This window comes from Sphingopyxis sp. MC1 (genome assembly GCF_000371385.1).
Lineage (GTDB): Bacteria > Pseudomonadota > Alphaproteobacteria > Sphingomonadales > Sphingomonadaceae > Sphingopyxis > Sphingopyxis terrae.
The window spans coordinates 444,940-470,542 of sequence record NZ_AOUN01000003.1 but is presented as its reverse complement, the minus strand read 5'-3'; the positions used below and the strand labels follow the sequence as shown (position 1 = coordinate 470,542).

Below are 25,603 nucleotides of genomic sequence, written 5' to 3'. Positions count from 1 at the left end.
CCATTCGATTATCGACTGTTCAAGGGACCAACTTATGCGCACCATTGGAATGAAGCGCGCCCTCATCGGCGCCGCTATTGCTGCTCTTGCCATGAACGCCCCGGCGGCGCATGCGGCGACGGCCACGGGTACGGCGAAGGCGAAGATCCTTCGCCAGATCACGCTCTCCAACACCAGCGACCTGCAGTTCGCGACCGTCATCAGCGGCGCGACCGCCTCGACGGTCGCGGTGTCGACCGCGGGCGGCGTGACCTGCGGCACCGGGCTGACCTGCACCGGCACCACGACGGCGGCCAATTTCGACATCACCGGCACCAATGGTGCGGTTGTCGTGGTCGGCGGCGACGCGAATGTCACGCTCAACGGATCGCTCGGCGGCACGATGACCTCGACGCTCAGCTATTCGGCGACGAACGTCACGCTCGGTGCGACCGGCGGCAGCTTTCAGGTCGGCGGCACGCTCAGCGTTGGCGCCAACCAGACGGCTGGCGATTACAGCGGCACGTTCAACGTCACTGCCAACTACCAGTAAACCCTGATTATCAGGTGGGGGGATCGGCGCGCCTGTGGGCGTGCCGGCCATCGAAAGGGGTCGCCGGATACCAGCTCCGGCGGCCCCTTTTCGTATGCGCGGCGCAGGACTACCTGCGCGGGCCCCGGCATGGTTAGCGAAATATCAACCATGATGGCGCAACAGGGATGCGACCAACCTGGGGGCGGCGACCGCGGCCCCCGCACGATTGTGGGGATCGTATCTATGTTTCGCTTTTTCAGGGGCTTTTGCCTGCTCGCGGCGGCTGTGTGCAGCAGCACCGCGCCGTCCGCGCACGCCGCGGGCGATCTGCTCGTGGCACCGACGCGCGTGATTCTCGACGGATCGCGCGGCACCGAGGTGGTGCTCAACAACATCGGGGCCGAACCCGCAACCTACCGCGTCAGCCTGGAGGTCAAGCGGATGACCGCCGAGGGCGGGCTCGACGAGATCGACGAGGCGAACGCGAACGCTGCCGAACGCGCCGCGCTCGACATGATCGCCTTCAGCCCGCGCCGCGTGACGCTGCCGCCGAACCAGCCGCAGGTGATCCGCATCGGCGTGCGTATCCCCGAAGGGCTCGCGCCGGGTGAATATCGCGCGCATATGCTGTTCCGCGCGGTTCCCGATGCGGCACCGGCCGTCGCCGATCCTGCCAAGCCGAAGGGCGAAGGTGTGTCGATCGCGCTTACCCCCATCTATGGCATCACTATCCCGATCATCGTGCGCGTCGGCGACCTCGCCGCGACCGCAAAGATCGGGGAGGCTTGGGTTGGGGATACGCGCGACGGACCTGCCTTCAATTTCCACCTGACGCGCACCGGCAACCGGTCGGTCTATGGCGATATCGCGGTGACGCGGCCGGGTGTGGCCGAGCCGCTGCTGCTGGCGCGCGGCATCGCCGTCTATCCCGAGGTCGGCGAGCGCACCGTTTCGCTGCGCGTGCCGGCCGAGGTCGCGGCGAAGCTGAAGGGGCCGGTGCAGATCCGCTATTCGGAGGATCGCGAAGTCGGCGGCGCGACGATCGATCAGGCCGACCGGGTGGTGAAATAGCCGGACGGCGCGCGGGATCGGGCGGAGGCGGCGATGCTCGGCGCCCTCCTGAAACGCCTGCTGCCGGCGCTCGCTGCCGGGATGGCGCTGGTGGGCACGCTGCCCACCGGCGCCCATGCCGCTGAAAAAACAGATATTTCTCAAATTCCTAGCGACGGCTGGAAACCGAACGAAGACGACCGCTGGCTGTTCGATCTGCGCTCGGGCCAATATCGGCTCGGCGACGGGGTGCGGGGTTATCAGACGCCGCAGGGGCTGTGCGTCGATCTTGCCGATGTCGTGCTCGCACTCGATCTCGCGGTGCGCGTCGACCGTAAGTTGCGCCGCGCAACCGGCTGGGTGCTCGACGAGCGCCGCACCTTCCTGATCGACCGCGACGCGGGCGAAGTCCGCGCGGGCAGCGAGCGCATCCGGATCGGGGCGAATACGATCCGCGACACGGCGGCGGGGTGGTGCGTCGACCTTGCCAGCCTGTCGAAATGGATCGGCGTGCCGATCAGCGCCGACCTGTCGAATGCGGTTCTGCGCATCGATTCGAAGGAAAAATTGCCGTTTCAGCTCGCCGCCGAACGCCGCGCGCGCGCCGCAACGATCCGTCCGCAGACGCGCTTCGACCTCGCCAGCCTGCCGCAAACGACGCGCCCCTACCGAACGTGGAGCACGCCGTCGGTCGACGTTGTCGCTTCGGCAGGCGTGGTGTCCGACAAGCAGGGCGGCTCTTCGACGCAGGCGCGCTACGAAATCTTCGCGGCCGGCGAATTGCTCAAGCAGAGCTTCGATGCGCGCCTGTCGTCCGACGACAAGGGCGTCCCCGACAGTCTTCGCCTGCGGCTCTATCGCACCGATCCCACCGGCCAGCTTCTCGGCCCGCTCCGCGCGACGCATTATGCGGTCGGCGATGTCAGCCTGTTGTCGACGGGAATCGTCGCCCAATCGGTACCGGGCCGCGGCGCGGTCCTGACCAATCGCCCGGTCGAACGCCCCGACGCGTTCGACAAGACCGATTTCCGCGGTGATTTGCCCGCCGGATGGGACGCCGAACTCTATCGCAACGGCCAGTTGCTGGCCTTTACCAGCCCCAATGGCGATGGCCGCTACGAATTTCTGGGCGTCCCACTGCAATATGGATCGAACCGGTTCGAAATCGTCCTTTATGGCCCGCAGGGGCAAGTGCGGCGCGAAATCCGGCAGTTGCAGGTCGGGCTCGATTCGATTCCGCCGCAAAAGACCTGGTATTGGGCCGGGATTGCCCAGGACGATACCGACCTGATCGAGTTCGGCGGGCCGCGCGGCGGCGCCTTCCGGCGCGGCTGGCGCGGTTCGGCGGGGATCGAGCGCGGCCTCGATACCCGCACCTCGATCGCCGCCTATTTCCACAGCCTGTTGATCGAAAATGTCCGCCGCAACTATGGCGAAGCGGCGCTGCGCCGTTCGATCGGACCGACCTTGCTGGAGGTCGGCGCTGCCTATGCCGACGACGGCGGTCGCGCGCTGCGGGCCAGCTGGCTCGCCGGCTTTGGCGAAACCTATATCCGCGCTGACGCCATGCGCGGTTGGGGCGGTTTTGTTTCGGACCGTTTCATCAACAATATCAACGGCCTCTATTCGGTGTCGATCGACCAGTCGGTAAAATTGGGACAGACGGTGCTGCCCTTGCACGTCGATCTGGCGAAGATCGACCGGACCTCGGGCGTTTCGAGCATCGAGGCCTCGGCGCGCGCCTCGGCGAGTTTCCGCACCATGACGCTGACCGGGCAGATCGACTGGTCGCGATCGGATGTGCCCTATGGCCCCGACCCGCCCGACAATCTGACCGCCACACTGCTCGCCAATGCGCGTATCGGGCGCGTCCGCCTGCGCGGTGAGGCGCGCTTTGCGCTGGCGGGATCAAACGCCGATTCGCGCCTGACCGCAATTGCCGAATGGTCGGGCAAGCGCGACGCCGAATGGCGCGCCGAGCTGGGCTATGACAAGGGGCTCGACCGCGCGCGCGCCGGGATCGGCTACACGCGCCGTTTCGACAAGTTTCAGCTTTCGGGCTTCGGTGAGGTGGCGAGCGACGGCTCGGTCGCGGCGTCATTGTCGCTCGCCTTCAGCTTCGGGCCGCGCAGCCGGGCCGATGGCGGCAGCGGGGGCTGGCGCGTGTCGAGCGAAAAACTGGCGAGCCGCGGTCAGGTGCTCGCCGAAGTGTGGATGGACGACAATGCCGACGGCATCCGCCAGCCGGGCGAAGCGGCGGTCGCCGACGTCCCGCTGACCGCGGGCAATGCCTTTGTCGATCGCGCGACCGCGAAGGATGGCAGCGCCACGATCGACGGACTCGAACCCTTTCGTCCGGTGATGATCGGCATCGACGCCGGGAGCCTGCCCGATCCCTATGTCCAGCCCGCGCTGCCCGGTGTGGTCGTCACGCCGCGGCCCGGCGTCGCGACGCGGGTCGCGCTGCCGCTGACCGCCGCCGGCGAAATCGAAGGCGTCGCAATGCGCGACGGCGGCAATGCGATCGAGGGATTGCAGCTCGAGCTGGTCGATGCCGAAGGACGGGTGCGCGCGACCACGCTGACCGAGTTTGACGGATATTTCCTTTTCGAAAGCGTAGCTTACGGGCGTTACACAGTGCGGATGGCGAAGGCATCGGCGGCCGCTTTGCGGCTCGATCCCGCTTTCGTGCTGTCCGCCGTCCCCGGCAAGCAGATGCCGCGCGTTCGGCTCGGAACGCTGGCGCTAAGGCCGCTGGCGCGCGCGCTGGCGGGCGGGGACGCCGCCGACGGGGGACAGGGCGGCGCACGGGCACCGCCCGATGATGCGAGGGATGGCGGCGGCTAGAGTCCTGATCCCGCTTTGGGGTGGCAGGGCATCCTCAGCCGAGGCGATGTTCGCCCTTCACCCAGCGCACGGTGCCCGACGATGCGCGCATCACGACCGTTTCGGTGGTCAAAATGCCGCCGCGCCGGTGCTTGACGCCGCGCAGTAGCGAGCCGTCGGTGACGCCGGTTGCGGCGAAGATCACATCGCCCTTCGCCAGATCTTCGAGGTCGTAGACGCGGTCGAGATCTTCGATCCCCCATTTCTTCGCGCGCAGCCGCTCGTCGTCGTTGCGGAAAAGCAGGCGACCCTTGAACTGGCCGCCGACGCAGCGCAGCGCCGCTGCGGCGAGGACGCCTTCGGGGGCGCCGCCCGATCCCATATAGATGTCGACATTGGTTTCGGGATTGGTCGTCGCGATCACGCCCGCGACGTCGCCGTCGGGGATCAGCGCAACGCCGCAGCCGATCGCGCGCAGTTCGGCGATGATCGCTTCGTGGCGGGGGCGGTCGAGGACGCAGACGATGATGTCGGCCGGCGCGCAGCCCTTTTCGCGGGCCACCGCTTCGACATTTTCGCGCACGCTATTGTCGAAATTGACGATGCCGGGCGAATAGCCGGGGCCGACCGCAAGCTTGTCCATGTAGACGTCGGGGGCGTTGAGCAGGCAGCCTTCTTCGGCGATCGCGAGCACCGCGAGCGCGTTGGGGCCGGCCTTGGCGGTGATAGTCGTGCCTTCGAGCGGATCGACCGCAATGTCGATCTTCGGACCCTTGCCCGGCGCATTGCCGACCTTTTCGCCGATATAGAGCATCGGCGCTTCGTCGCGCTCGCCTTCGCCGATGACGATCGTGCCGTCCATATAGAGCGTGTTGAACGCGTTGCGCATCGCCTCCACGGCGGCGGCATCGGCCGCCTTTTCGTCACCGCGGCCGATCAGCTTGGCGGCGGCGATCGCCGCGGCTTCGGTGACGCGCACCATTTCGAGCACCAGGACCCGGTCGAGGTTGCTACCGCCACTTTTTGCCATCGGTACACATCTCCGTCTTTACTTGCTCCGCCCCATCGGCATGCTGGGCGCCATATGGTCGTGCGCCCCGCTTGTCGAGATCGCTTCGCCCGATTCGGGGGCGTGATTGCGCTGTCGTGCGTCATCGGCATGACAGCGCCGCCGCTCGCGGCGCAGGAGGCGTCGCCGCCGCCCGCGCAGGACGCAGAGGGGGCGATCGCGCGCAGCCGGGTGCTGCCCGACCCCGTGCGCCGCTGCGGCCCGATCAAGGCCGGCGAGATTCTGGTGTGTGGCTCCGATACCGACCGCAATCGCCTGTCGCCCGAACTGCGCGCCATCGCCGGGGTGGGTCAGGATGCATCGCCGCAAATCCCGCGCGCCGAGGCGAAGGCGATGAGCCTCGACAAGCTGCCCTATAACTGGATGCCGATCGGCGGGGGGTACAAGCCCGGCCCCGAATATAATCCGCTTTACGAGATGGCGAAGCGCGCGACCGATCCCGAAACGGGCACCCCCGCGCTGCCCGAGGAGCCCTAGACGCGCAGCCTAGGCAAAGACCTCGACCGCGGCCCGACCCTCGGATGCACGGTACAGACCCGCGGGAACGAGCAGCAGCATCAGGAAATAGGCGGCCCAGAACAATAGCCACCCGACGCTCATCGCCGTTTCGGCGAAGCTGCCGGGAGCGCTGTTGAACAGGATGAACAGATGCGGCGCGAGTAGCGCCAGCGTCAGCAGGCCGGACACGACATAGATGGCGAGATAGAGCCCGAGAAGGCGCGACCACGCCTTTCGCGTGCGGCGCCAGGATTCGGCAAAGGCCGATACCGGCTCGAGCCGCCCGCTCGCCGCCATTACCGGGCCGACGAGACAGAAGCGCGCATAGATCCACGAGCCAAGCAGCGCCGAAACGATATAGCGGAGGATCGCGAGGGCGATTCCATAGCTCTGAACAGGCTGAAATGCGGCGAGCAGCAGGATCGGCAGCGACAAGATGATTCCGACGCCAAAATAAAGGATCATATTGACCGCCAGATAGGCCGCCCCCGCGACGAGCCCGTACATGATCTCCGAAATATAACCCTCGCGGATGTCGGCGAGCAGCGCATTCCACGCCGCGAGCAGCGCGCCGCTGACGATCAGGCTGACGATACCCAGAAGATAGAGCGGTCCGGTGATCGAGCCGCTGACGCGATAGGTCCAGGGATCGGCGGCGATGGCGACAAGGGTGCGCAGATCGAAGATCGGCTCGCTCGACAGCAGCAGAAAGGGCAGCACGACGCCGAGGCCGACATAGGTCAGCAGCGCTTGCCAATGCTGGCGGGCCAGCGCGCGTGCTTCGGCCAAGCCCTCGCGGATCGCTATGTCCATTTCTGTCCCCCCGTTCCCCTCAGCGAGAGCTAACAGCGGGATTTGCGAATGCAAGCGGGGTCAGAGCGCCAGAATCGGCATGTGCATCGGCGTACCGATGACATGATCCGAAGCCGCGAGCGCGGCGAGCGCTGCGGCGACGGCGCGGCCCGGGCCTTCGTGCGTCACGAGCGCGATCAGGACGCCGCCTTCGGCATCGTCGCCGCGCTGGATGAAGCTTTCGATCGAAACGCCGGCGTCGCGCATCGCGGTCGCGATCTCGGCAAGGACGCCGATCCGGTCCTCGACGATCAGGCGGACATAATGTTTTCCGACGCGCGCGCCCGCATCGGCGGCGGGAGCGGCATCGAGCGCATCGACCGGCATCGCGAAGGCGGGGCCATATTCGTCGCGCGCGATGTCGATGATGTCGGCGACGATCGCCGACGCCGTCGGCCCCGCGCCCGCGCCCGCGCCTTCGAAAAACAGGCGGCCGACGAAATTGCCCTCGGCGACGACGGCGTTGAGCGCGCCGGGGACATAGGCCAGCGGATGGTCGGCGGGGACGAGGCACGGCTGGACATGCTGATAGAGACCGCTTTCGTAGCGTTCGGCCATGCCGATCAGGCGGACGCGGTGTCCGAGCGCGGCGGCCTCGCGAATGTCGGCGGCGATCAGGCCGCGGATACCCTCGGCGGTCACCGTGTCGAAATCGAGCCGGGTGCCGAAGCAGAGCGCGGCGAGGATCGACAATTTGTGCGCGGCGTCGATCCCGTCGACGTCGAAGGTCGGATCGGCCTCGGCATAGCCTTCGGCCTGCGCCGCGGCGAGCGCATCGGCGAAGCTCGCGCCCTCGCGCTCCATCAGCGTCAGGATATAATTGCAGGTGCCGTTGAGGATGCCGTAGACGCGCGCGATCTCGTTCGCCGACGCGCCTTCGCGGATCGCCTTGATGACCGGGATGCCGCCCGCGACGGCGGCTTCATATTTCAGCGGCCTGTCCTGCGCCTCGGCGATCCGCGCCAGATCGAGCCCGTGATGCGCGATCATCGCCTTGTTCGCGGTGACGAGCGCCTTGCCGGCGCCCAGCGCCTGACGCGCGAGCGTCAGCGCCGGGCCGTCGGCGCCGCCGACCATTTCGACCACCACATCGACATCGTCGGCCTCGACCAGCGCCGCCATATCGTCTTCCCAGCGATAGGGCGACAGATCGACGCCGCGATCCTTCTGGCGATCGCGCGCGGAGATGGCGACGATCTCGACCGCGCGGCCGGCGCGGCGGGCGATCAGGTCGCGATTGGCCTCGAGCAACCGGACGCCGCCGCCGCCGACGACGCCGATACCGGCGAGCGCGACACGCAACGGCGGGCGCGGGGCAGCGGGGACGGGCTGAGGCGACATGCAGGCACTCCTTGGCAGGGCGGGCCGAAGCCCGCGGTCGCCTGCGCCCCTATCGGCTTTTCGCCCGGAAACAAGGCCCCGCGTTGCCGCAGGCCCGGCAATTCGGCTGGATCAGAGGCCCGGCGGCGGCGTGCGGGTGCGCGTGCATTGGCCGAGCGCGCCGAGGACGACGGCATAGTCGGCGGCCGCCTTTTTGCGGTCTTCGGGGGCGGTGCCGCCGAGCTTGCTGAGCGGCAGGCTGCGCGGCAGGCCGCAGGCGAGGCGATACCAACCCAGCGTGTTCTGGCGCGGAATCGGCGCGCTTTCGTCGACGATCTCGCCGAACGCGGCCGACCAGCGGCGCGACCCGTCGGCCGCGGTCAGGACGGTGATCGACACCGGCTCGCCGGTTTTGGTGTCGAGGAACAGCTGCGTCTCGCCCTCGCCGGGCAACGTGCCGGGGACGTGGAAGCCGTTGGCGATTCCGGTAATCGCGGGCGGCGCGCCGGGCTTGACCAGCTCGGTCAGGATCGCGCGCAGCCGCGATTCGGTCGCAGCGTCCCACGGCAATTGGGCGTCGGGCGCGATCAGCTGGACGCTGCCGGTGCTGCTGCTCCCCGCCGCCGCGCCCGCGACCGGGCGGGCGAAAAGCAGCACGGGCTGCTTCTTTTTGAGCTTCGGCGGCTTGCCCTTTGCGTCGAGCGGAAGGTCGACGAGATAGCTGATCCGCGCCGCCAGCGGGCCCGATCCGCGAATCAGGCTGACCACATCAGCCTCGACATAGAATCGCGCGAAGCCCGCCGCGAGCCCCGGTGCGCGTTCGGGTTTCAGCAGCGCCGTGCTGTAGAGGCGCGCCTCGATCACCATCGGGGCAACTGTCGCCAGATCGGCGAGATCGGCATAGCTCCAGGGGCTTTCGGCGACCGCGGCGGGGGTCGGCGACTCGGCGTAAGCATCTGAAAAACAATTAGTAAACAAAGCAATGCCGGCCACGGTAGCCAGGGCGAGGGCGCGCATATTCGATCCACCTTCTGTTCCATCCTGCCTCGAAAGGCGGCCAATTGCCCATCATGGACAAGTGCACATTAACCGCTGATAAAGGGTTTGCGAACTTCTCGCCACCGCGATAGGACGAGCGGTGAAGCGTCCGGCATAAACAGAACAAGCCGGCTGCTAAGCCATCGGGTCTGCGGAGCGCATCGGAAAATATCCGGGCAATTGGCAACCGAACCCGATGGTGCGGATTTGGTGTCAGGATGATCTAGCAAGGAGCGTCGTCCCTGAATGGCTTATGGTGATAATGTCGACCCTAAAAACAGGGTAGTGGCAATTGTCTTGGTGGGCTTGCTGACGGCAGTGCTGGGCTACGGCCTGGTGAACGGCCTGAATATCAGCATCGTCAAGAAAATTGCCGAAAAATTGGACGTGGTGGACGTCGAAGAGCCGCCGCCGCCGGAGGAGCCGCCGCCGCCGCCGCCGCCGGATAACAAGCTGCCGCCGCCGCCGCCGGTCGTGACGCCTCCGTCGCCGATCCCGCCGCCGAGCACCGCGAACCAGATTCAGTCGGTTCCGACGCCGCCGCCGGCGCCGCCGCCGCAGGTCTATACGCCGCCCGCGCCGCCGGCTCCGCCGCCGACCCCCGACATGTCGAAGGGCGCGTCGCCGAAGGGGTCTCCGGGCCGCTGGGTGACGAACGACGACTATCCGCCGAGCGCGCAGCGTCAGGAACGCGAAGGGACAACGGGTTTCCGTCTGACCATCGGCACCGACGGCAGGCCCACCGGCTGTTCGGTCACATCGTCCAGCGGGCATTCCGACCTCGACGATGCAGCGTGCAAGCTGCTGATGCGCCGTGCGAAATTCGCACCGGCCGTCGATCGGAACGGCAACCCCACGACGGGTAGCTGGTCGAGCCGCTTTACCTGGAAGATCGATCGCTAAGCATCGCTTTTCCTGAATTTTCCGGCAGCAATGCCGACCCCCGGTTTAGATTTTTTGAGAGGGAATATCGAAATGTTCAATCTGATTGCGAACGCCGCTGCTGCGGCTGGTGCCCACGATGTCGGGATGAGCCTCATGCCCGCGTCGATGTGCGTCAAGAAAGAGGGCGAGAACCCCTATGGTCTCGTCCCGGCGCTGTGCGAAGGCGGTATCGTGTCGCAGATCACCTTCCTCGTCCTGCTGATCATGTTCATCGGCACGCTGTACATCCTGTTCACCAAGCTGTTCGAACAGAATAAGGTGATCAACCAGGGCAAGGCGGTCGACGCGAACTTCTGGCGTGCGCCGACCCTCGCCGAAGGCATGAACAAGCTCGAAAAGAACAGCGCCTATCGTCAGGTCGTCGAAGACGGTCTGCGCGCCAACGAAGAGCATAACAAGCTGACCGACCCGGTCGAAGCGCATGACTGGATGCACGGCACGCTCGAGCGTTCGCAGAACCACATCAACTCGAAGCTCAACGGCGGCCTCGCCTTCCTCGCGACCGTCGGTTCGACCGCGCCGTTCGTCGGCCTGTTCGGTACGGTTATCGGTATTCTTCGCGCCCTCGTGAAGATCGGTGCATCGGGCCAGGCCTCGATCGACACCGTCGCCGGCCCGGTTGGCGAAGCACTCATCATGACCGCCATCGGTCTGATCGTCGCTGTTCCCGCGGTTCTCGCCTTCAACTGGCTCCAGAGCCGCAACAAGGCGATTGCCCGCCGTCTGTCGACCTTCTCGAACGACGTCCTCGGCTCGATCATGTCGGGCGGCCAGGTGAAGCCGGCGGTTGCCGCTGCGCCCGCCAAGGCTGCTCCCGCCGCCGCGCCGAAGAAGGCCTAAGACTCTCGCGCCCCGTCGGCCGCTCAGGCGATCGGCGGGGCCGCTGGACAGCGAAAAGGCGCGCTTCGGCAGGCTTTTCGCAGGTCCATGACAGTAATTTTGTGACAGGATGCTAATCCTATGGCGATGAGTGCAGGCGCAAAGGGCGAAGATGCCCCGATGTCCGACATCAACACGACGCCGCTCGTGGATATCATGCTTGTGCTTCTCATCATCTTCCTCATCACGGTTCCCGTGGTGTTGGAGACGGTGGAGCTCAAGCTGCCCGACGTCGCTTTTGAGCCGACGACGACGAAGCCCGAGAATGTGAACATCTCGGTTCGAGCGGGCGCAACCCCCGGTAGCTGCGAAGTATATTGGGGCCAGGCTCCGGTCGATTCGCGCGAATTGCTCAAGCGCGGCCAAGACAAGCTTGAAAAGCTTCTCAAGGATATCGGCGGGCCCCAGAATATCACCGAAGAGAACTTCCCCGAAGTGCATATCCGCGGCGACATCAACACGCCGTACCAGTGCATCGGCGGTGTGATCTACACGATGCAATATGCCGGTTTCCAGAAGATCGGGTTCATTTCGGAACCTGCCCCTGGTTCGGCCACGCTGGGCCGCCTCTAAGGCGGTCCGCCAAGGAATGAAGGAATAGTCTCATGGCTATGGCTGTTGGGGATCGGGACGATAATGAACCGATGATGGAAATGAACACGACGCCGCTGATCGACGTCATGCTCGTTCTCCTCATCATGTTCATCATCACCATTCCGGTCCAGACCCACGCGGTGAAGATCGACCTGCCGGTTCCGACCGATTCGAAGAACAATGTCGACCCGGAAAAGAACAAGATCATGATCGACCCCGCGGGGACGGTCACGTGGAACGGCGTTCCGGTCGATCTGGCGCAGCTTTCGGATTATCTCGAGCAGACGAAGGCGCTGCCGGTCGAACCCGAACTGCAGATCCAGCCGGACCCCTACGCCCGCTATATCGTGGTCGATCGCGTCATGGCGGTCGTGAAGCGTAGCGGCGTCGGCAAGCTCGGCTTCGTCGGCAATGAACAATATGCGCGCGTTTTCTGATCGCTAGATCGGATATGTGCCAGCGAAGGGCCGCGGAGTGATCCGCGGCCCTTTTGCTTTGCCGGGCGTGAAAGCGCTTGGCGCGGCGGCTTCGGCGGGGCATCCTGCGGGCCTGGGAACGAACGCCGCGCCGCGGCGTAGGATTCCCGCAAGCGCCGCACCGCGCGCCAGATGATGGGGAGCCGATCGATGAAGCCTGCCGCCACTTTTCGCCCGACGATGACCGCCGCGCTGTGCGCCGCCTCGCTGCTCGCCCTTGGCGGCTGCGCCAGCGGATCGAAGGGGCCGACGACGACGATGCCGCCGTCCGATGCCCATGCCCAGCTTTACGACGCGTCGGGCGCCGACCGTGGGCGCGTCGATATCTACAAGGACGGAACGGGCCTGCGCATCGAACTGGTCGCGCGCGGCTTTGCCCCCGGCACCTATGGCATGCATCTGCACGCCGTCGGCCAATGCACCCCGCCCGATTTCAGCAGCGCCGGGCCGCACTGGAACCCGACCCATGCCCAGCACGGGCGTGACAATCCGATGGGGGCGCACCATGGCGACCTGCCCAACCTCGTCGTCGAATCGGGAACGATTGGCCGCGCGACGCTGCAGGTCGTCGGTTCGCGGCTGACCGGCGAGGGCGGACTGCTCGACGCCGATGGCGCGGCGTTCGTCATCCACGCCGGTCCCGACGATTACAAGACCGATCCGAGCGGCAACAGCGGCGGCCGCGTTGCCTGCGGGGTGATCCAGCTCGGCGCCGCGAACTGATCGCGCGCGGGCGCGGTCAGGCGGCCGCGCTCGCCGCGCGCTCGGCAATCGTCGCTTCGGCCTGCGGCACCGTGCGATAGGCATAGATCAGCAGGGCCAGCGCGATCGGCGCGACGCCGATCAGCGACAATATGCCGGTCCGCAGGTCACCCACCGGCTTGCCGTCGACCATCGTGCCGGCGAGGTCCGAAATCTGTCCGACCATATAGGGACCAAATGACAGACCGACGAGCGTCGTGCCAAGGAAGAAGGCGGCGGTCGCCGTCCCGCGCATGCGCGGCAATACCAGATCCTGCGTCGTAGCGGCGGCGGCGCCGAGCGCTGCAGCACCGAACATGCCGGCAAGGAAGTTCATCGCGTAGAAGATGAAGCTGCTTTCGGTCGTGTAGCCGATCCAGATCGGGATGATCGGCGCGACGACGCCGAAGATGATCGTCAGGATGCGGCCCGCCGGATTGCGCGCGCGCAGCGCGTCGGCGATGCGGCCGCCCAGAATGACCCCGACGAACCCTGCGAGCGCACCATTGGCGCCGAGGATGAATGCCAGTTCCTGCTTGGGCAGCTTCAGCACAAGCTCTGCATAGGGCGGCGACCAGAAAGCGAGGGCGTAGGCGGCAAGGCTCACCAGCCCGTAACCCAGCGTTGTGCAGATGAAGGCAGGCGTGCCCCAGATCAGACGGAAGGTCGCGGGATCGCGCGCGCGCAGCGTCGAGGCCCATGAAAAGACAGCATAATAGCCAAGCCCGACCGCCGACCATTGCGGGAAATTGCCCGTCAGGCGAATCATCCACCACGCAAAGGCGGCGATCGCGGCGGCGAAGCCGATGTTTACCGCCAGCGCGGTCGTGCCGCGCTGTGCAGCGCCGAAAAGGGTGAAGGGCGGGACGATCGTCGACAGGTCGCGAAAGAATTCGCGGAAGGGATGGGGCAAACTGTGGCTCGCGACTCCGTCCATCGCGCCGCGCGCGGGTTCGCGCAGCGTTGCGACCCACAGCGCGACGAGCAGGCCGGGAATGCCGACGGCCAGAAAGGCGCCGTGCCAGCCGACCAGCCCCATCGGCCCGCCGTTCGGCCAGGTGCGGTTCCACGCCTCGACGATCGAGGCGCCGATGAACAGCGACACGCCGCCGCCAAGGTAGAGCCCCGACGAATAGATGGCGAGCGCGGTCGCCTTCTGCCGCTTGGGGAAATAGTCGGAGATCAGCGAATAGGCGGTCGGGCTGGCGGTCGCTTCGCCGACGCCGACGCCCATGCGGGCAAAGGTCAGCGTCACCTGATTGCGTGCGAACCCCGACAGGGCGGTCATCGTCGACCACAGTGCGAGGCCGATCGACAGCAGCTTCACGCGGTTCCAATTGTCCGCGAGGCGTCCGAGTGGGATGCCGAACAGCGCATAGAAGACCGCGAAGGCGGCACCGCCAAGGAAGCCCATGTCGGCGTCGGTCAGGCCGAGGTCGGCCTTGATGTCGACCGCGAGGATGCTGACGATCTGGCGGTCGATGAAGTTGAGGATATAAACGACGACGAGGACGCCGAGGACATACCAGCTGTATCCCGTCGCGCGCGGTTCGGTCTCCGCACTTTCGACGCCTGTCCCCGGATCGTTGCTCGTCTCAGCCATCTGGCACCGCGCTCCCTCAGTCATTATCGTTGGCCGCCATGGCTAGCAGAGCCGCCGGGCAGCGCAAGTTGAAAACCGGTTCAACTTTGTGAAGAAGGACATGACATGACCGACGACCGGGGCGATGCGCCCGCCATCCTTTTTCTCTGTCTCGGCAATATCTGCCGCTCGCCGCTGGCGGAGGGCGCGGCGCGTGCCGCCTTTGCCGACGCCGGAATCGCGGTGCGGCTCGATTCTGCGGGGACTGGCGACTGGCATGTCGGCCACCCGCCCGACGCCCGCGCGCAGGCGGAGGCGAGGCGGCATGACGTCGATATCGACGATCTGCGCGCGCGCCAGCTCGTGCGCGGCGACTTTCACCGCTTCGATCTGATTCTGGCCGCCGACGCCGACAATCTGCGGACCGCACGTGCGCTCGCCCCGGCGGACGCGACGGCGCGGCTGATGCTGATGCTCGATCTCGTACCCGGACGGGCGGGCGAGAGCGTGACCGATCCCTATTATGGCGCCGACGACGGCTTTGCCGAAACCTGGGCCGATGTCAGCGCGGTCGCCGCCGCGCTGGTTGCCGCGACCGGGGCGTCGAGCGGATAGCGCGCGATCGGGTGATAGCGCGATCCGCCATGGCCAAGCTCGCTTTCATAGAGGGTGGCGTGGGCGAAGAGGAAATCGGGCGTCGCCAGATCGCCGTTCAGGGCCAGAAAGGGCGCGACGGGCCCCGATCCGCGATTGAGCCGCGCCAGCGTGACATGCGGCAGAAAGGCGCGCGTCTCCTTCTCGATCCCGACGCGCATCAGCAATTGGTCGACCTTGCGGTGCAGTGCCGCGACCGGTTCGGCGGGTTCAACCCCCGCCCATACCATATGCGGCCGCCCGTGCCGCTCGAACAGGCTGACCCCCGCGATGCGCGCGGCGATGGCGGGGGCGTGCAGGGCGCCGAGCGCCGCGGCGATGTCCTCTGCACGATGGCGGTCGACTTCACCGATGAAGCGCAGGGTCAGGTGAAGCTGGTCGTCATCCTGCCAGCGTGCGCCAGAAATGCCGTGCATCGCGGCGATCAGCCGGGCGCGAATCGGCCGCGGCGGCCGCAGGGCGACGAACAGACGGTGCGTGGACATGGTGCGCCCGTCATAGGGCCTTTGCACCGCGCGCGACAGCGCCGAAGGCGCCCGGACCGGTTTCGCTTGAAACGGAGGGCGAAAATACTGATATTGGCAGTACGGCCGGTATGGGCTGGCCGGTGATGGAGATTTGAAAATGGCTAATTGGAACGACCCCAATATGGCGGCGTCCGGCTTTCCTGGCAGCGCGAGCGCGATGGATCAGGCCGTCGATGCCGGCCTGCGGTCGTACATGCTGTCGGTCTATAACTATATGGGCTCGGGCGTGCTGCTTACCGGCATCGTCGCGATGCTCGCCTATTCGACGGGTTTCACCCTGTCGCTGATCGGCAGCCCGCTGATGTGGGTTGTCATGCTTGCACCGCTCGCTTTCGTGATGGTGCTCAGCTTCGGGATCAACAAGCTGTCGACCGGCGCGGCGCAGGCGCTGTTCTGGGGCTATGCGGCGATCATGGGTCTGTCGATGTCGACGATCTTCCTCGCCTTCACCCAGACCTCGATCGCGACGACCTTCTTCGCGACCGCAGCGGCCTTCCTCGGTCTCAGCCTCTACGGCTATACGACCAAGAAGGATCTGTCGGGCTTCGGCACTTTCCTGATCATGGGCGTCGTCGGCATCCTCGTCGCGATGCTGATCAACCTCTTCGTGCAGTCGACCGCGCTCAACCTCGCGATCAGCGTGATCGGTGTGCTGCTGTTCGCCGGCCTCACCGCCTATGACACGCAGAAGATCAAGAGCATGTACTTCTATGTCCGCGGCACCGACTTTGTCGGCAAGTCGGTGGTGATGGGCGCGCTGACGCTCTACCTCGACTTCGTGAACATGTTCACCTTCCTGCTCAACCTGATGGGCAGCCGAGACTAAGCGGCGGCGCATCGGAACGGCAGAGGCCCGGCGGAGCGATCCGCCGGGCCTTTTCGTTTGGAGCGTGCGTCAATCGGCGCGGGGTCAGGCGGGGACGAAGCGGAGCGCGGCGCCGTTCATGCAATAGCGCTTGCCCGTCGGCTTTGGCCCATCGTCGAAGACATGGCCCAGGTGGCCGCCGCAGCGCGGGCAATGGACCTCGGTTCGCGGATAGCCGAGCTCATGGTCGACCGACGTCGCGATCGCGCCGGGCAGCGGCGCCCAGAAACTCGGCCAGCCGGTGCCGCTGTCATATTTGGTCTTGCTCGAATACAGCGGCAACGCGCAGCCCGCGCAGGCAAAGGTGCCGGCGCGATGCTCCTTGTTGAGCGGGCTGGTGTAGGGGCGCTCGGTCGCGGCCTCGCGCAGCACCGCATATTGCGTCGCGGTGAGGCGCTTTTTCCACTCGGCATCGGACAGGCGCCAACCCGGCTGCGCCAGCGGGCGCTTGCCGGGCTTGGCGAACAGCATCGGCGCGGCGATCATCGCGCCGCCCAAGGCGAGGCCCGAAAGCAGATAACGACGTTCGATCATGGCAGGCTCCTCTGCCTTCTAGATACGATGCCGGTCTGATCCCGGTTTCAGTGCCGCGTCAATATTTCTCGAGCACAACGGGCAGGTGGCGATAGCCGTGGACGAAGCAGGCGTTCACCCGGTCGGGTTCGCCGACCACATTCACGCGCAGCCGCCGCCGCTGCATTTCGGAGATCAGTGCGGTAAGCTGAAGCTCGGCGACGCGTGCGCCGACGCAGCGGTGGATGCCGTAACCGAAGGCGAGGTGACGCCGCGCATTTTCGCGATCGACGATGATCCGGTCGCCGTCGGGGAAGATGCTCTCGTCGCGGTTCGCTGACGCATACCACAGCGCGATCTTGTCGCGCTTCTTGATCTGGTGCCCGAACAATTCGGTGTCTTCGGTGGCGGTACGGCGCATGTGGGCAAGCGGGGTCTGCCAGCGGATGATCTCGTGCATCGCGTTGACCGCGAGTTCGGGATCGTGATTCGCCTCCAGCTTCGCGCGCTCCTCGGGGAAAAGATGGAGGCCATAGGCGTAGGCCGACATCGAATTGCGCGTCGTGTCATTGCCGCCAACGATCAGCAGGATGAGGTTGCCCATGAATTCCTCATGGCTCATGTGGCTCATCGCATCCGACTGGAGCATGATCGAAATCAGGTCGTGCGTGCCGGGATTCTGCGCCTTGCGGTCCCACAATTCCTTGAACGCGGCGCCCATTTCGAACGCGATCGCGAGGCGGGCCTGGCGTTCTTCGAGGGTATTGAAACTTTCGATGTCGCCGAGCGCGTCGGACCAGGCGGTCAATTTGTGGCGTTCTTCAAAGGGAAAGTCGAACAGAATGGCGAGCATCTGCGTCGTCAGTTCGATCGACAGTTTTTCGACCCAGTCGAACGTTTCGCCGATGGGCAGCGAATCGAGCACTTCGCTCGTCCGGCGCAGCGTGTCGGCGCGCATCCGTTCGATTTCGGAAGGGCCAAAGGCCGGCGCGACGGTGCGGCGCTGCGCCGTGTGCTGCGGCGGGTCCATCGCAATGAACATCGGCATCGGGATTTCGCCCTCCTGCAGATGTTCGATGCCGTCGCCCGCGACGGTGATGCCGCCATATTCCCACGAGGAGGAGAAGATCTTGGGCAGCGCCTCGATATGCTGGATCGGCTTGTAGGTGGTCACCGACCAATAGGGACCGAATTTCGAATCGTCGCAATAATAGATCGGCGATTCGGCGCGCAGCTGCGCCATCGGTTGCTGCCAGCGATCCTCGCGCCACATGTCGGCGCGGCTCACGTCGAGCGGATTGACGGTTTCGGGTTCGACGCGAATCTGGGTGGCCATAAGGGGGCAGCTCCTCTCAAGGCCGTCGGGCGCGGCCGATTGGGTTGCAGAATGCCACTATTTACAGTTTTGTCAATGAACCTTTGGGGCGATCACCCTAGAAATGGCAGCGGTCGCCGGACATCAGGCGCGCTGCCGCCGTTTCCAGAATTTCCAGCCCGCCTTGCCGCTCAGCACCCCGGCGCGGAACATCCGGACCGACAGGAAGATGACGAGCGCGACCCAGAGCAACTGCCAGCCGAGCGCAAGCAGATGGACGGCCTTCGCATCGTCGGTCGCAGCGCGCGCCGCCATTGCGAAGGGCGACGAAAAGGGAAAGATTTCGGCGAAGCGCGCGAGCGGGCTGCCCGGCGCGCTCGCGGCGGCCGAAGAGAGGCTGAACATGCCGACCTGAAAGATGGTGATCGGCAGGCTGAGCATCTGGATTTCGCGCACCGTTCCCGCCTGCGCGCCGACACCGAGGAACACCGCGCCGAGCAGGAGGAAAGCCATGATGAAATAGACGAAGCAGATGCCGACGAAGAAGCCCCAGCCGGTAGCGGGCACCGCGAGCATCGCCGCAACCGGCTTGCCCGCGCCTGCCGCAGAGAGCGTGGCCGGGTCGATCTGGGTTGCCGCGATCAGTCCGCCGCCTGCCGCCATCGCGAGCCAGAAGGCGATAAACAGCACCGCGACGCCGAGCATGCCGAGCAGCTTGCCGAGAAAGACGCTTTCGAGCGGCACCGCGGCGGCGAGGATTTCGATGACCTTGTTGCCCTTTTCCTCGGCGAGCGAACTGACTGTCTGTCCGGCGAGCAGCAGCGTCATCAGGAAGATTGCAAAGACCGCGCCGAAGCCCATCGACTGTTGCACCGCGATGCTCGTCCCGCCGCTGCGAATCGATTCGAAATGCGGGGCGACCGGCGGCACCGCGCCGGCAGCGCGGTCGCGCAGCACCTCTTCCGCGAGCAGCACAAGATAGCGACCCGCGCGGCTGCCCTCCTCGCGTTCGACGATGCGCGGCGCGGCGAGCGGGCCGACCATCACCGCATAGGTGTCGGCGCCCTTTTCCTGCGCGATGACCAGCGGATCGTTGCCCTTCGGCGAGGCAATCCGCACGTCGAGCGTCGCGGGACCGCGGCCGCCCAGCGCGTCGCGCAAGCGCGTGTCGGCACTGCGCAGCGCCGCGACATCGCCCGCTTCGGCGACGACGACGATGCGCCCTGCGCCGCGCGCGCTGTCGGCGAGCTGCGATGCGCCGAGGCCGCCGACCAGGCTCATGCCCAGCATGAACAGCGGTGCGAGCAGGAAGAGGAGAAAGGTCGGCGTCGCCACGATCGCGAGAAAGTCGCGGCGCGCGACGACCGCCATATTTTTCAGAAAGGGGGTCATGCGCTTGCCTCCGCAGCGGCTTCTTCGGCGGCGTCGGCGGCGAAGCCCGCGTCGACCTGACGCACGATATGGACGAAGGCATCGTGCAAGCCGGGGCGCGCGATCGAGAGGCCGGCGACGCCGTGCCCGCTGGCGGTGATCCGCGCGAGCAGCGGTTCGACCCCCGCGTCGTCGATCGCGAAATGCCAGGCGTCGCCGCGCCGCTGCGCATCGGCGGGCAGCAGCGCCGCGATCACGCCATCGTCGGCGCCGGTGCGCGGCGCGTAGCGCACCTGCATCGGCAGCAGCGCGCGCGCCTCGTCGACCGTGCCCTCGAAGCGGCGCTGCGACCGCGCGATGATCGCGAGCCGGTCGCACAGTCGCTCGGCGTGCGCCATGACATGGGTGGAGAAAAGGATCGTCGCGCCGCGATCGCGTTCGCGCCGCACGAGCGTTTCAAGTCGCTCCTGATTGACCGGGTCGAGTCCCGAAAAGGGTTCGTCGAGCACGATCAGGTCGGGAGCATGGACGATCGAGCCGATGAGCTGAACCATCTGGGCCATGCCCTTCGACATCTTGCGGATCTTTTCGTCGATGACGCGCTCGAGCCCGAGTTCGGCCATGAAGGTCGCGGCGCGGCGGCGGCCTTCGCCCCAGTCGAGCCCGCGCAGCGCCCCCATGAAGGCGATCGCCTCGCGCGCCTTCATACCGGGATAGAGGCCCCGTTCTTCGGGCAGATAGCCGATGCGGTGGCGCACCGATTGCGGCTTGTGGCTGCCGAACAGGCGGCTCGTCCCCTCGTCGGGATCGATGATGCCCAGCGTCATGCGCAGGCTGGTGGTCTTGCCCGCGCCATTGGGACCGAGAACGCCATAGATGCTGCCGACCGGCACCTCGAGGTCGACATGATCGACCGCCTTGAATTCGTCGAAATATTTGGTGAGGCCGCGCGCCTCCACGCAATAATCGGTCAAACGCTGGTCCCCGCTCGTTGAATCGGCCGGCATGTCATCACTGTATCATCGCTCTATGGCACGGCCCGCCGCCTGTCGTATAGGGGCGCAATGCTTTCCAATGCCTTGCCCCCGATCGAAGAGCGGCTCGCGGCCACCGCACGCGCGCATGGCTTCGCGGCGTTCGGCATCGCGCACGCCGACGCGGCACCGCAAACCGCGGCGCGGCTGAAGCAATGGCTCGCCGACGGATGCCATGGCGACATGATCTGGATGGAAAGCCGCGCCGAACAGCGCGGATCGCCGCAAGGGCTGTGGCCCGAGGTGCGGTCGGTGATCGCGCTCGGCATGAGCTACGCCCCCGGCACCGATCCGATGGCGCTCGCGGGGGCGCCCGACCGCGGCCGCATCTCGGTCTATGCGCAAGGGGCCGATTATCATGACGTCGTCAAAAAGGCGCTGAAGCATGTCGCGCGCTGGCTCGTCGCCGAGGCGCCGGGGGCGGAAGTGAAGGTCTTTGTCGACACCGCGCCGGTGATGGAAAAGCCGCTCGCCGCCGCCGCGGGGCTCGGCTGGCAGGGCAAGCACAGCAATATGGTCAGCCGCGCGCATGGCAGCTGGCTGTTTCTGGGCGCGATCTACACGACGCTCGATCTCGCGCCGTCGGTTCCGGGGCGCGATCGGTGCGGCAGTTGCACCGCCTGCCAGCAGGCCTGCCCGACCGCGGCCTTTCCGGCGCCCTATCGCGTCGATGCCCGCCGCTGCATCTCCTATCTGACGATCGAGCATGACGGGCCGATCCCGACCGAATTCCGGCGCGCGATCGGCAACCGCGTCTATGGCTGCGACGATTGTCTGGCGGTGTGTCCGTGGAACAAGTTTGCCGACACCGCGGCGCGGCACCGGGCCTTTCTGCCGCGCGGCGAACTGGCGGCGCCCGCGCTCGCCGATCTGCTCGCACTCGACGATGCGGGGTTCCGGCAGGTCTTCTCAGGCTCGCCGATCAAGCGGATCGGGCGGGGCCGCATGGTGCGCAACGCCGCGATCGCGGCGGGCAACAGCGGCGATCGCGGCTTGCGGCCGCGCCTGATGGCGCTGGCGAGCGACGAATCGCCGATGGTCGCCGATGCCGCACGATGGGCGCTCGATCAACTGGCGGACTGACGGCGGGAGACGGCGATCGTGCCGCCCCCCTCCGTCGCCGGCCCGCCTTCTTGCCTAGAACCCCCGCATGAAGGTCGCGGTGATCGGGGCGGTAATCGCGCCGATGACGAGTGCGACGACGATCGCCGCGACGACGATCAGGATCGTGTAGGTCATCGCCTTGTCCTGCGGCGCGCGCATCAGGCGGGGCAGTCCGAGGTAAAGGAGATAGAGGCCGTAGAGGCCGAGCAGCGACAGCCAGGAAAGCGCGGGCAGGATCGCGAAAATGCCCGCGACCCAGCTCGCGGTGCCCGAATAGGCCGCGACCTTGAACGCCTGAACGCGGTTCTGCGTCGCGCCGAAGCTGGGGGCGAGCGCGTCGATGATGAGCGCGAGGATGAAGACCCCGATCAAGGTCGTGGCATATTGCACGACGGCCGAGGCGACGGCCGAGCCGACCGAGGGGCGATAGGTGAAGCCCATTACCGAAAAGCCGAAGGCGAGCATGCCGATCAGCCCCGCCACCGCGGGAATCGCCGCCAGCGGGATGATATAGCGGCGATAGAGGCCGCCGATCGTTTCGGCTTCGCCCTCGATCACCTCCCACTCGCGCGCGGGCTGGAGCAAGATATTCTTCACGCGATCGACGATCGAGCGCGGCTGCTGGTCATTCCCTGTCATAGTCGGTCTCCACCCAATGGCTGAACCGCGACCCCGGATGTTTCCCCCGATGGACCGCGATAGTCTCGCATTCGGGGATAGGGCGCAAGGGTGTGCATTGCTGTGCGCAGGCGCACAGGGCCGGCTACCAGCGGTTGCGCACTTCTTCGGCAAAGCCCGTGAGCCCGGCAATGTCGAGCGCGCTGCCGTCGTCGAGGATGATGCGCCCCGAAAAGCGGCCGAAGACCTGATCCTGCACCGTCCTGAACAGGCCGAGGTTGGTGCTGTGGTGGCGATTGACGATCGGGTCCATCGTCATTTCGAACCGTCCGTCGTTGCTCGTGAAGCGCCACGGCCCTGCGTCGGGTCCGCCCGCCGGCATATGAAAGGCGATGCGGTCGAGCTTGTGCGCGGTGCCGTCGACGAACACCATATTCTCGGATGCCGCCGCCGTGTCGCCGAAGCCGTAACCGATGTTGAACCCGATGCGGCGTCCGTCCGCCATTCCCGAGGCCGACCCCCAATACCAGACATTGTCGTAGGTCCAGACGCCGCGCCCCGAGTCTAGCACGCCAAAGGCGCGGTCGGGGCTGAAGCGATGGAGGGTGTTCCCCACCCGAATCTCGCCCTCGGCGGCGAGGCAATTGATCTTCTGATTATAATAGAAGGCCCTTGGCGCTCCCGAGAAAGGTGTGGCGATCACCATGCGGTCCATCGGCGGCTGCGCGAGCCATAATTCACCTGCGAGCCCCTGTCCGCCGCCGAAATTCGGGGCCTCGACCGTCAGGCGCCGGCCGCCCGGTTCGTGCCGGAAGCGCAGCAACATGCCGCCGCGGCGCTGTTCGATATCGCCCGCATCGGCGCTTTCGGGCAACCGCATGCGGCCCATCGGCCAAGGGATCACCGCGCCGTCGTTGATCGCCGTTCCAGCCGCCAGATCCATCCACGACACGCCGAGGAAGCCCAGATAGCCATTGTCGGCGACGGTCAGCGCGATCCCGAAGGCGTCGGTGAGGATGCAATAATAGTCCCACTCCTTGATCCGCAGCTTGCCCGCCGCGATCCGCGCGCGGTCGTAGCGGCGCACCTCGGCGGTCGCCCAGCCGCGTTCGGCGAGCTGCCCGCGCGCGTCGAGCAGCGGTCCTGCTCCCATTTTTGTCTGCATCCTCGCCTCCCTGCGGGGCCGTCTATGCCAGCCGCGCACGGCGGCTGGCAACGGGCGGTGCATCTGATAGGCTGCGCACGACGCAGGATGCAGGAGGATGGCATGGCGCAGGGCAGCGCGCGAATCGGCAAGGACCGCTATCGCACCGAGATCGATGTCGGCGGCCATGCGCTGATCGCCGACGAGCCGCCCGCGCTCGGCGGCGGCGGGGTTGGCCCGGCGCCCTACGATCTGCTGCTCGCGAGCCTGGGCGCGTGCACCGCGATCACGCTGCGCATGTACGCCGATCGCAAGGGCTGGCCGCTCGAATCGGTCGAGGTCGGTTTGCGTCTGTCGGGGCGCGAGGAGAAGCGGATCGACCGCTCGCTGGCGATCGTCGGGCTCGACGACGAACAGCGCGCGCGCATGGCCGACATCGCCGAGCGTACGCCGGTCACGCTGACGCTGAAGGCCGGTTTGCCGATCACCACCACGCTCGCCTGACGGCGCGGCGCGCGGTGCCTGCGGAGCGCATCGTTTACGCCACTTTTACCACTGTCGGTGCATGACATCCCCGATGTTTGCGACTGGGGACGAATGATGGACAGCATGCGCGGACTGCTTTCGGGCAGCCACGATCAGGACGATGGCGCGATCGATGCGCCGCCGGCTGTCGGTGTCGACGAACGGCGGATGCAGGTGCGCGCTTATAATCATTGGGCGTCGCTGCTTGCCGACCGCGCCTATCCGTCGGTCGAGGATCTCGACCTCGATGGCGCCGACTTCGGCCCCAATGCGGTGCTGCTCGACTTTACCGCGGGTATCGAAAATCCGGGCATCTCCTATCTCGGCGAACGGTTGCGCGAAGAATCGCAGATCGACGAGGATGTCCATTATATCAGCCAGATTCCGGGGCGGTCGCTGCTGTCGCGGCTGACCGACCATTATCTCCAGATCATCGCCAATCGCGCGCCGATCGGCTTCGAGGCCGAGTTCGTCAACGATCGCGGCGCCACGATCATGTACCGCGGCATCCTGCTGCCCTTCTCGTCCGACGACGACACCATCGATTTCATCATGGGCGTCATCAACTGGAAGGAAGCGGTTGCCGCAGAGCAGGCCGAAGAGTTGCAACTGTCGGTCGAGCAGGCGCTGCGCAGCGCGGCGCCGCTGACCGCACCCGTGCCGGTGTGGGCCGACGGCCCCGATTCGGAGCATATCGACGATGAAGCGGCGCCGGGTTTCGCCGCGCTCGGCGACGCCGAGCCCGAAGCGGTTGCGTTCGGCGACGCCATGCTGCTGACCGAGCGGTTCGACGATCCCGCGGTACCGGTTTCCGAAAGCGACGAAGCCGCCGACGAGACTGCCGACGACGGCGCGGCCGGGCCGGGCGACGATGCCGAGCTGGCCGACTGGCTGGCCCTGGCGCGCGAGACCGCCGAACGCGCGATGGCGGCCGACAGCCGCAGCCGCAGCGCGCTCTATCAGGCGGTCGGCAAGGCGTGGGATTTCGCCCTCGCCGCCGAAGCGCAGCCCGACGCCTTTGCCGAATTGCTCGAGGATGCGGGGCTGCAGGCGCAGGAGCGTGCGCCGATGACGCCAGTCGTCAAGCTGGTGTTCGGCGCCTCCTACGACAAGACGCGCCTCGCCGAATATGCCTGCGTGCTCGGCCATGCGAAGGACGCGGGGCTGGAGCGCGGGTCGCTTCCTGCCTATCTCGACCGCTATCCGGGCGGGCTCAAGGGTCTGGTCAAGGATGTGCGCGCGCGCCGCAAGCCCGCGGGCGATGCAGCGGCGAAGGTCGATGAGCAACTGGCGGCGCTGCGCACCGCGCACCCGGCGCTGATCCTGGAACATGATGCGGGCGATGCCGAATTCGTGGTGCTGATTGCGCGCGCGATGCCCGGCGGACATATCGGCATCGTCGCCAAGGCGGCCGACGATCCGGCGCTCGTTGCGAAGCTGGCGAAGAAGGCAATCGCGATCACCCCGGCCGATTGACCCGCATAGCGTAACAGACAATCCAAAAGTTGAAATAATTTTGCGCGGCATGCGCGGGGGGTCTTGAGCCTTT

26 protein-coding genes are annotated in these 25,603 nt (G+C 66.4%); 14 read left to right on the top strand and 12 right to left on the bottom strand.

Annotated elements, in window-relative coordinates; genetic code table 11:
- The first annotated feature begins 34 nt into the window (after nt 1-34).
- From EBMC1_RS06060 to EBMC1_RS06050, 3 genes are all read left to right on the top strand, one after another.
- Nucleotides 35-532 carry a DUF4402 domain-containing protein gene (locus EBMC1_RS06060; protein WP_003042091.1) on the top strand — a complete coding sequence of 166 codons (498 nt, stop codon included), beginning with the start codon at nt 35-37 and terminating at the stop codon, nt 530-532.
- Between the two features lie 225 nt (nt 533-757).
- Nucleotides 758-1,585 (top strand): fimbrial biogenesis chaperone, encoded by an 828-nt coding sequence (locus EBMC1_RS06055; protein ID WP_003042090.1) that lies wholly within the window; start codon nt 758-760, stop codon nt 1,583-1,585.
- A 33-nt stretch (nt 1,586-1,618) separates the two neighbouring features.
- Nucleotides 1,619-4,411 (top strand): MSCRAMM family protein, encoded by a 2,793-nt coding sequence (locus EBMC1_RS06050; RefSeq protein WP_003042089.1) that lies wholly within the window; start codon nt 1,619-1,621, stop codon nt 4,409-4,411.
- Between the two features lie 34 nt (nt 4,412-4,445).
- Here EBMC1_RS06050 and glpX read toward each other — a convergent pair whose 3' ends face one another.
- Nucleotides 4,446-5,420, bottom strand: a complete 975-nt coding sequence (gene glpX, locus EBMC1_RS06045) for a class II fructose-bisphosphatase (protein ID WP_003042088.1) — start codon at nt 5,418-5,420, stop codon at nt 4,446-4,448.
- 129 nt (nt 5,421-5,549) lie between these two features.
- Here glpX and EBMC1_RS06040 point away from each other — a divergent pair, with 129 nt between their 5' ends.
- Nucleotides 5,550-5,936, top strand: a complete 387-nt coding sequence (locus EBMC1_RS06040; RefSeq protein ID WP_231292871.1) for a hypothetical protein — start codon at nt 5,550-5,552, stop codon at nt 5,934-5,936.
- A 9-nt stretch (nt 5,937-5,945) separates the two neighbouring features.
- Here EBMC1_RS06040 and EBMC1_RS06035 read toward each other — a convergent pair whose 3' ends face one another.
- From EBMC1_RS06035 to EBMC1_RS06025, 3 genes are all read right to left on the bottom strand, one after another.
- Nucleotides 5,946-6,770, bottom strand: a complete 825-nt coding sequence (locus EBMC1_RS06035; RefSeq protein WP_003042085.1) for a hypothetical protein — start codon at nt 6,768-6,770, stop codon at nt 5,946-5,948.
- 60 nt (nt 6,771-6,830) lie between these two features.
- Nucleotides 6,831-8,150, bottom strand: coding sequence for a homoserine dehydrogenase (locus EBMC1_RS06030; RefSeq protein ID WP_003042083.1), 1,320 nt, complete (start codon nt 8,148-8,150; stop codon nt 6,831-6,833).
- A 111-nt stretch (nt 8,151-8,261) separates the two neighbouring features.
- A complete protein-coding gene (locus tag EBMC1_RS06025) occupies nt 8,262-9,146 on the bottom strand; it encodes a hypothetical protein (protein ID WP_003042082.1) in 885 nt (294 codons plus the stop codon).
- 267 nt (nt 9,147-9,413) lie between these two features.
- Here EBMC1_RS06025 and EBMC1_RS06020 point away from each other — a divergent pair, with 267 nt between their 5' ends.
- The 5 genes from EBMC1_RS06020 (at nt 9,414) to EBMC1_RS06000 (ending at nt 12,784) form a co-directional block, all read left to right on the top strand.
- Nucleotides 9,414-10,070 (top strand): energy transducer TonB, encoded by a 657-nt coding sequence (locus EBMC1_RS06020; RefSeq protein ID WP_040589502.1) that lies wholly within the window; start codon nt 9,414-9,416, stop codon nt 10,068-10,070.
- 126 nt (nt 10,071-10,196) lie between these two features.
- Nucleotides 10,197-10,952 (top strand): MotA/TolQ/ExbB proton channel family protein, encoded by a 756-nt coding sequence (locus EBMC1_RS06015; RefSeq protein WP_051066368.1) that lies wholly within the window; start codon nt 10,197-10,199, stop codon nt 10,950-10,952.
- 120 nt (nt 10,953-11,072) lie between these two features.
- Nucleotides 11,073-11,564: an ExbD/TolR family protein gene (locus EBMC1_RS06010; RefSeq protein WP_003042070.1), complete on the top strand. Its 492-nt coding sequence runs from the start codon at nt 11,073-11,075 to the stop codon at nt 11,562-11,564.
- Between the two features lie 32 nt (nt 11,565-11,596).
- The gene (locus EBMC1_RS06005; protein ID WP_040589500.1) at nt 11,597-12,022 is read left to right on the top strand and encodes an ExbD/TolR family protein; all 426 of its coding nucleotides are present in this window, start codon (nt 11,597-11,599) and stop codon (nt 12,020-12,022) included.
- Between the two features lie 189 nt (nt 12,023-12,211).
- Nucleotides 12,212-12,784: a superoxide dismutase family protein gene (locus EBMC1_RS06000; RefSeq protein ID WP_003042066.1), complete on the top strand. Its 573-nt coding sequence runs from the start codon at nt 12,212-12,214 to the stop codon at nt 12,782-12,784.
- Between the two features lie 16 nt (nt 12,785-12,800).
- On the opposite strand, the gene EBMC1_RS05995 is transcribed toward EBMC1_RS06000, so the two are convergent.
- The gene (locus EBMC1_RS05995; protein WP_003042064.1) at nt 12,801-14,405 is read right to left on the bottom strand and encodes a spinster family MFS transporter; all 1,605 of its coding nucleotides are present in this window, start codon (nt 14,403-14,405) and stop codon (nt 12,801-12,803) included.
- 105 nt (nt 14,406-14,510) lie between these two features.
- Between EBMC1_RS05995 and EBMC1_RS05990 the strand changes: the two genes are divergently transcribed.
- Complete coding sequence (locus EBMC1_RS05990) at nt 14,511-14,999, top strand: low molecular weight protein-tyrosine-phosphatase (protein ID WP_003042063.1); 489 nt, start codon at nt 14,511-14,513, stop codon at nt 14,997-14,999.
- On the opposite strand, the gene thpR is transcribed toward EBMC1_RS05990, so the two are convergent.
- A complete protein-coding gene (gene thpR / locus EBMC1_RS05985) occupies nt 14,906-15,523 on the bottom strand; it encodes an RNA 2',3'-cyclic phosphodiesterase (RefSeq protein WP_003042060.1) in 618 nt (205 codons plus the stop codon). The genes EBMC1_RS05990 and thpR overlap by 94 nt on opposite strands.
- A 139-nt stretch (nt 15,524-15,662) precedes the next feature.
- On the opposite strand from thpR, the gene EBMC1_RS05980 reads away from it, so the two are divergent.
- Nucleotides 15,663-16,391 carry a Bax inhibitor-1/YccA family protein gene (locus tag EBMC1_RS05980; protein WP_003042056.1) on the top strand — a complete coding sequence of 243 codons (729 nt, stop codon included), beginning with the start codon at nt 15,663-15,665 and terminating at the stop codon, nt 16,389-16,391.
- A gap of 84 nt (nt 16,392-16,475) precedes the next feature.
- Here EBMC1_RS05980 and msrB read toward each other — a convergent pair whose 3' ends face one another.
- From msrB to EBMC1_RS05960, 4 genes are all read right to left on the bottom strand, one after another.
- Nucleotides 16,476-16,916, bottom strand: coding sequence for a peptide-methionine (R)-S-oxide reductase MsrB (msrB, locus tag EBMC1_RS05975; RefSeq protein WP_051066367.1), 441 nt, complete (start codon nt 16,914-16,916; stop codon nt 16,476-16,478).
- Between the two features lie 106 nt (nt 16,917-17,022).
- A complete protein-coding gene (locus tag EBMC1_RS05970; RefSeq protein ID WP_003042048.1) occupies nt 17,023-18,279 on the bottom strand; it encodes a cytochrome P450 in 1,257 nt (418 codons plus the stop codon).
- Between the two features lie 123 nt (nt 18,280-18,402).
- Nucleotides 18,403-19,650 (bottom strand): ABC transporter permease, encoded by a 1,248-nt coding sequence (locus tag EBMC1_RS05965; RefSeq protein ID WP_003042046.1) that lies wholly within the window; start codon nt 19,648-19,650, stop codon nt 18,403-18,405.
- A complete protein-coding gene (locus EBMC1_RS05960; RefSeq protein WP_003042043.1) occupies nt 19,647-20,636 on the bottom strand; it encodes an ABC transporter ATP-binding protein in 990 nt (329 codons plus the stop codon). Before EBMC1_RS05960 ends, EBMC1_RS05965 begins: the two co-directional genes overlap by 4 nt.
- A gap of 57 nt (nt 20,637-20,693) precedes the next feature.
- Between EBMC1_RS05960 and queG the strand changes: the two genes are divergently transcribed.
- Complete coding sequence (gene queG / locus EBMC1_RS05955) at nt 20,694-21,746, top strand: tRNA epoxyqueuosine(34) reductase QueG (RefSeq protein WP_003042040.1); 1,053 nt, start codon at nt 20,694-20,696, stop codon at nt 21,744-21,746.
- Nucleotides 21,747-21,800: 54 nt separating this feature from the next.
- On the opposite strand, the gene EBMC1_RS05950 is transcribed toward queG, so the two are convergent.
- Together EBMC1_RS05950 and EBMC1_RS05945 are read right to left on the bottom strand one after the other, a co-directional pair.
- Nucleotides 21,801-22,406 carry a Yip1 family protein gene (locus tag EBMC1_RS05950; RefSeq protein ID WP_003042038.1) on the bottom strand — a complete coding sequence of 202 codons (606 nt, stop codon included), beginning with the start codon at nt 22,404-22,406 and terminating at the stop codon, nt 21,801-21,803.
- 124 nt (nt 22,407-22,530) lie between these two features.
- Entirely contained in the window at nt 22,531-23,550 is a 1,020-nt protein-coding gene (locus EBMC1_RS05945) for a DUF2804 domain-containing protein (protein ID WP_040589497.1), read from the bottom strand.
- 102 nt (nt 23,551-23,652) lie between these two features.
- On the opposite strand from EBMC1_RS05945, the gene EBMC1_RS05940 reads away from it, so the two are divergent.
- Together EBMC1_RS05940 and EBMC1_RS05935 are read left to right on the top strand one after the other, a co-directional pair.
- Nucleotides 23,653-24,033 (top strand): OsmC family protein, encoded by a 381-nt coding sequence (locus tag EBMC1_RS05940; RefSeq protein ID WP_003042032.1) that lies wholly within the window; start codon nt 23,653-23,655, stop codon nt 24,031-24,033.
- 96 nt (nt 24,034-24,129) lie between these two features.
- On the top strand, nt 24,130-25,530 hold the full coding sequence (locus tag EBMC1_RS05935; RefSeq protein WP_003042029.1) for a PAS domain-containing protein: 1,401 nt from the start codon (nt 24,130-24,132) through the stop codon (nt 25,528-25,530).
- The last annotated feature ends 73 nt before the right edge of the window (nt 25,531-25,603 follow it).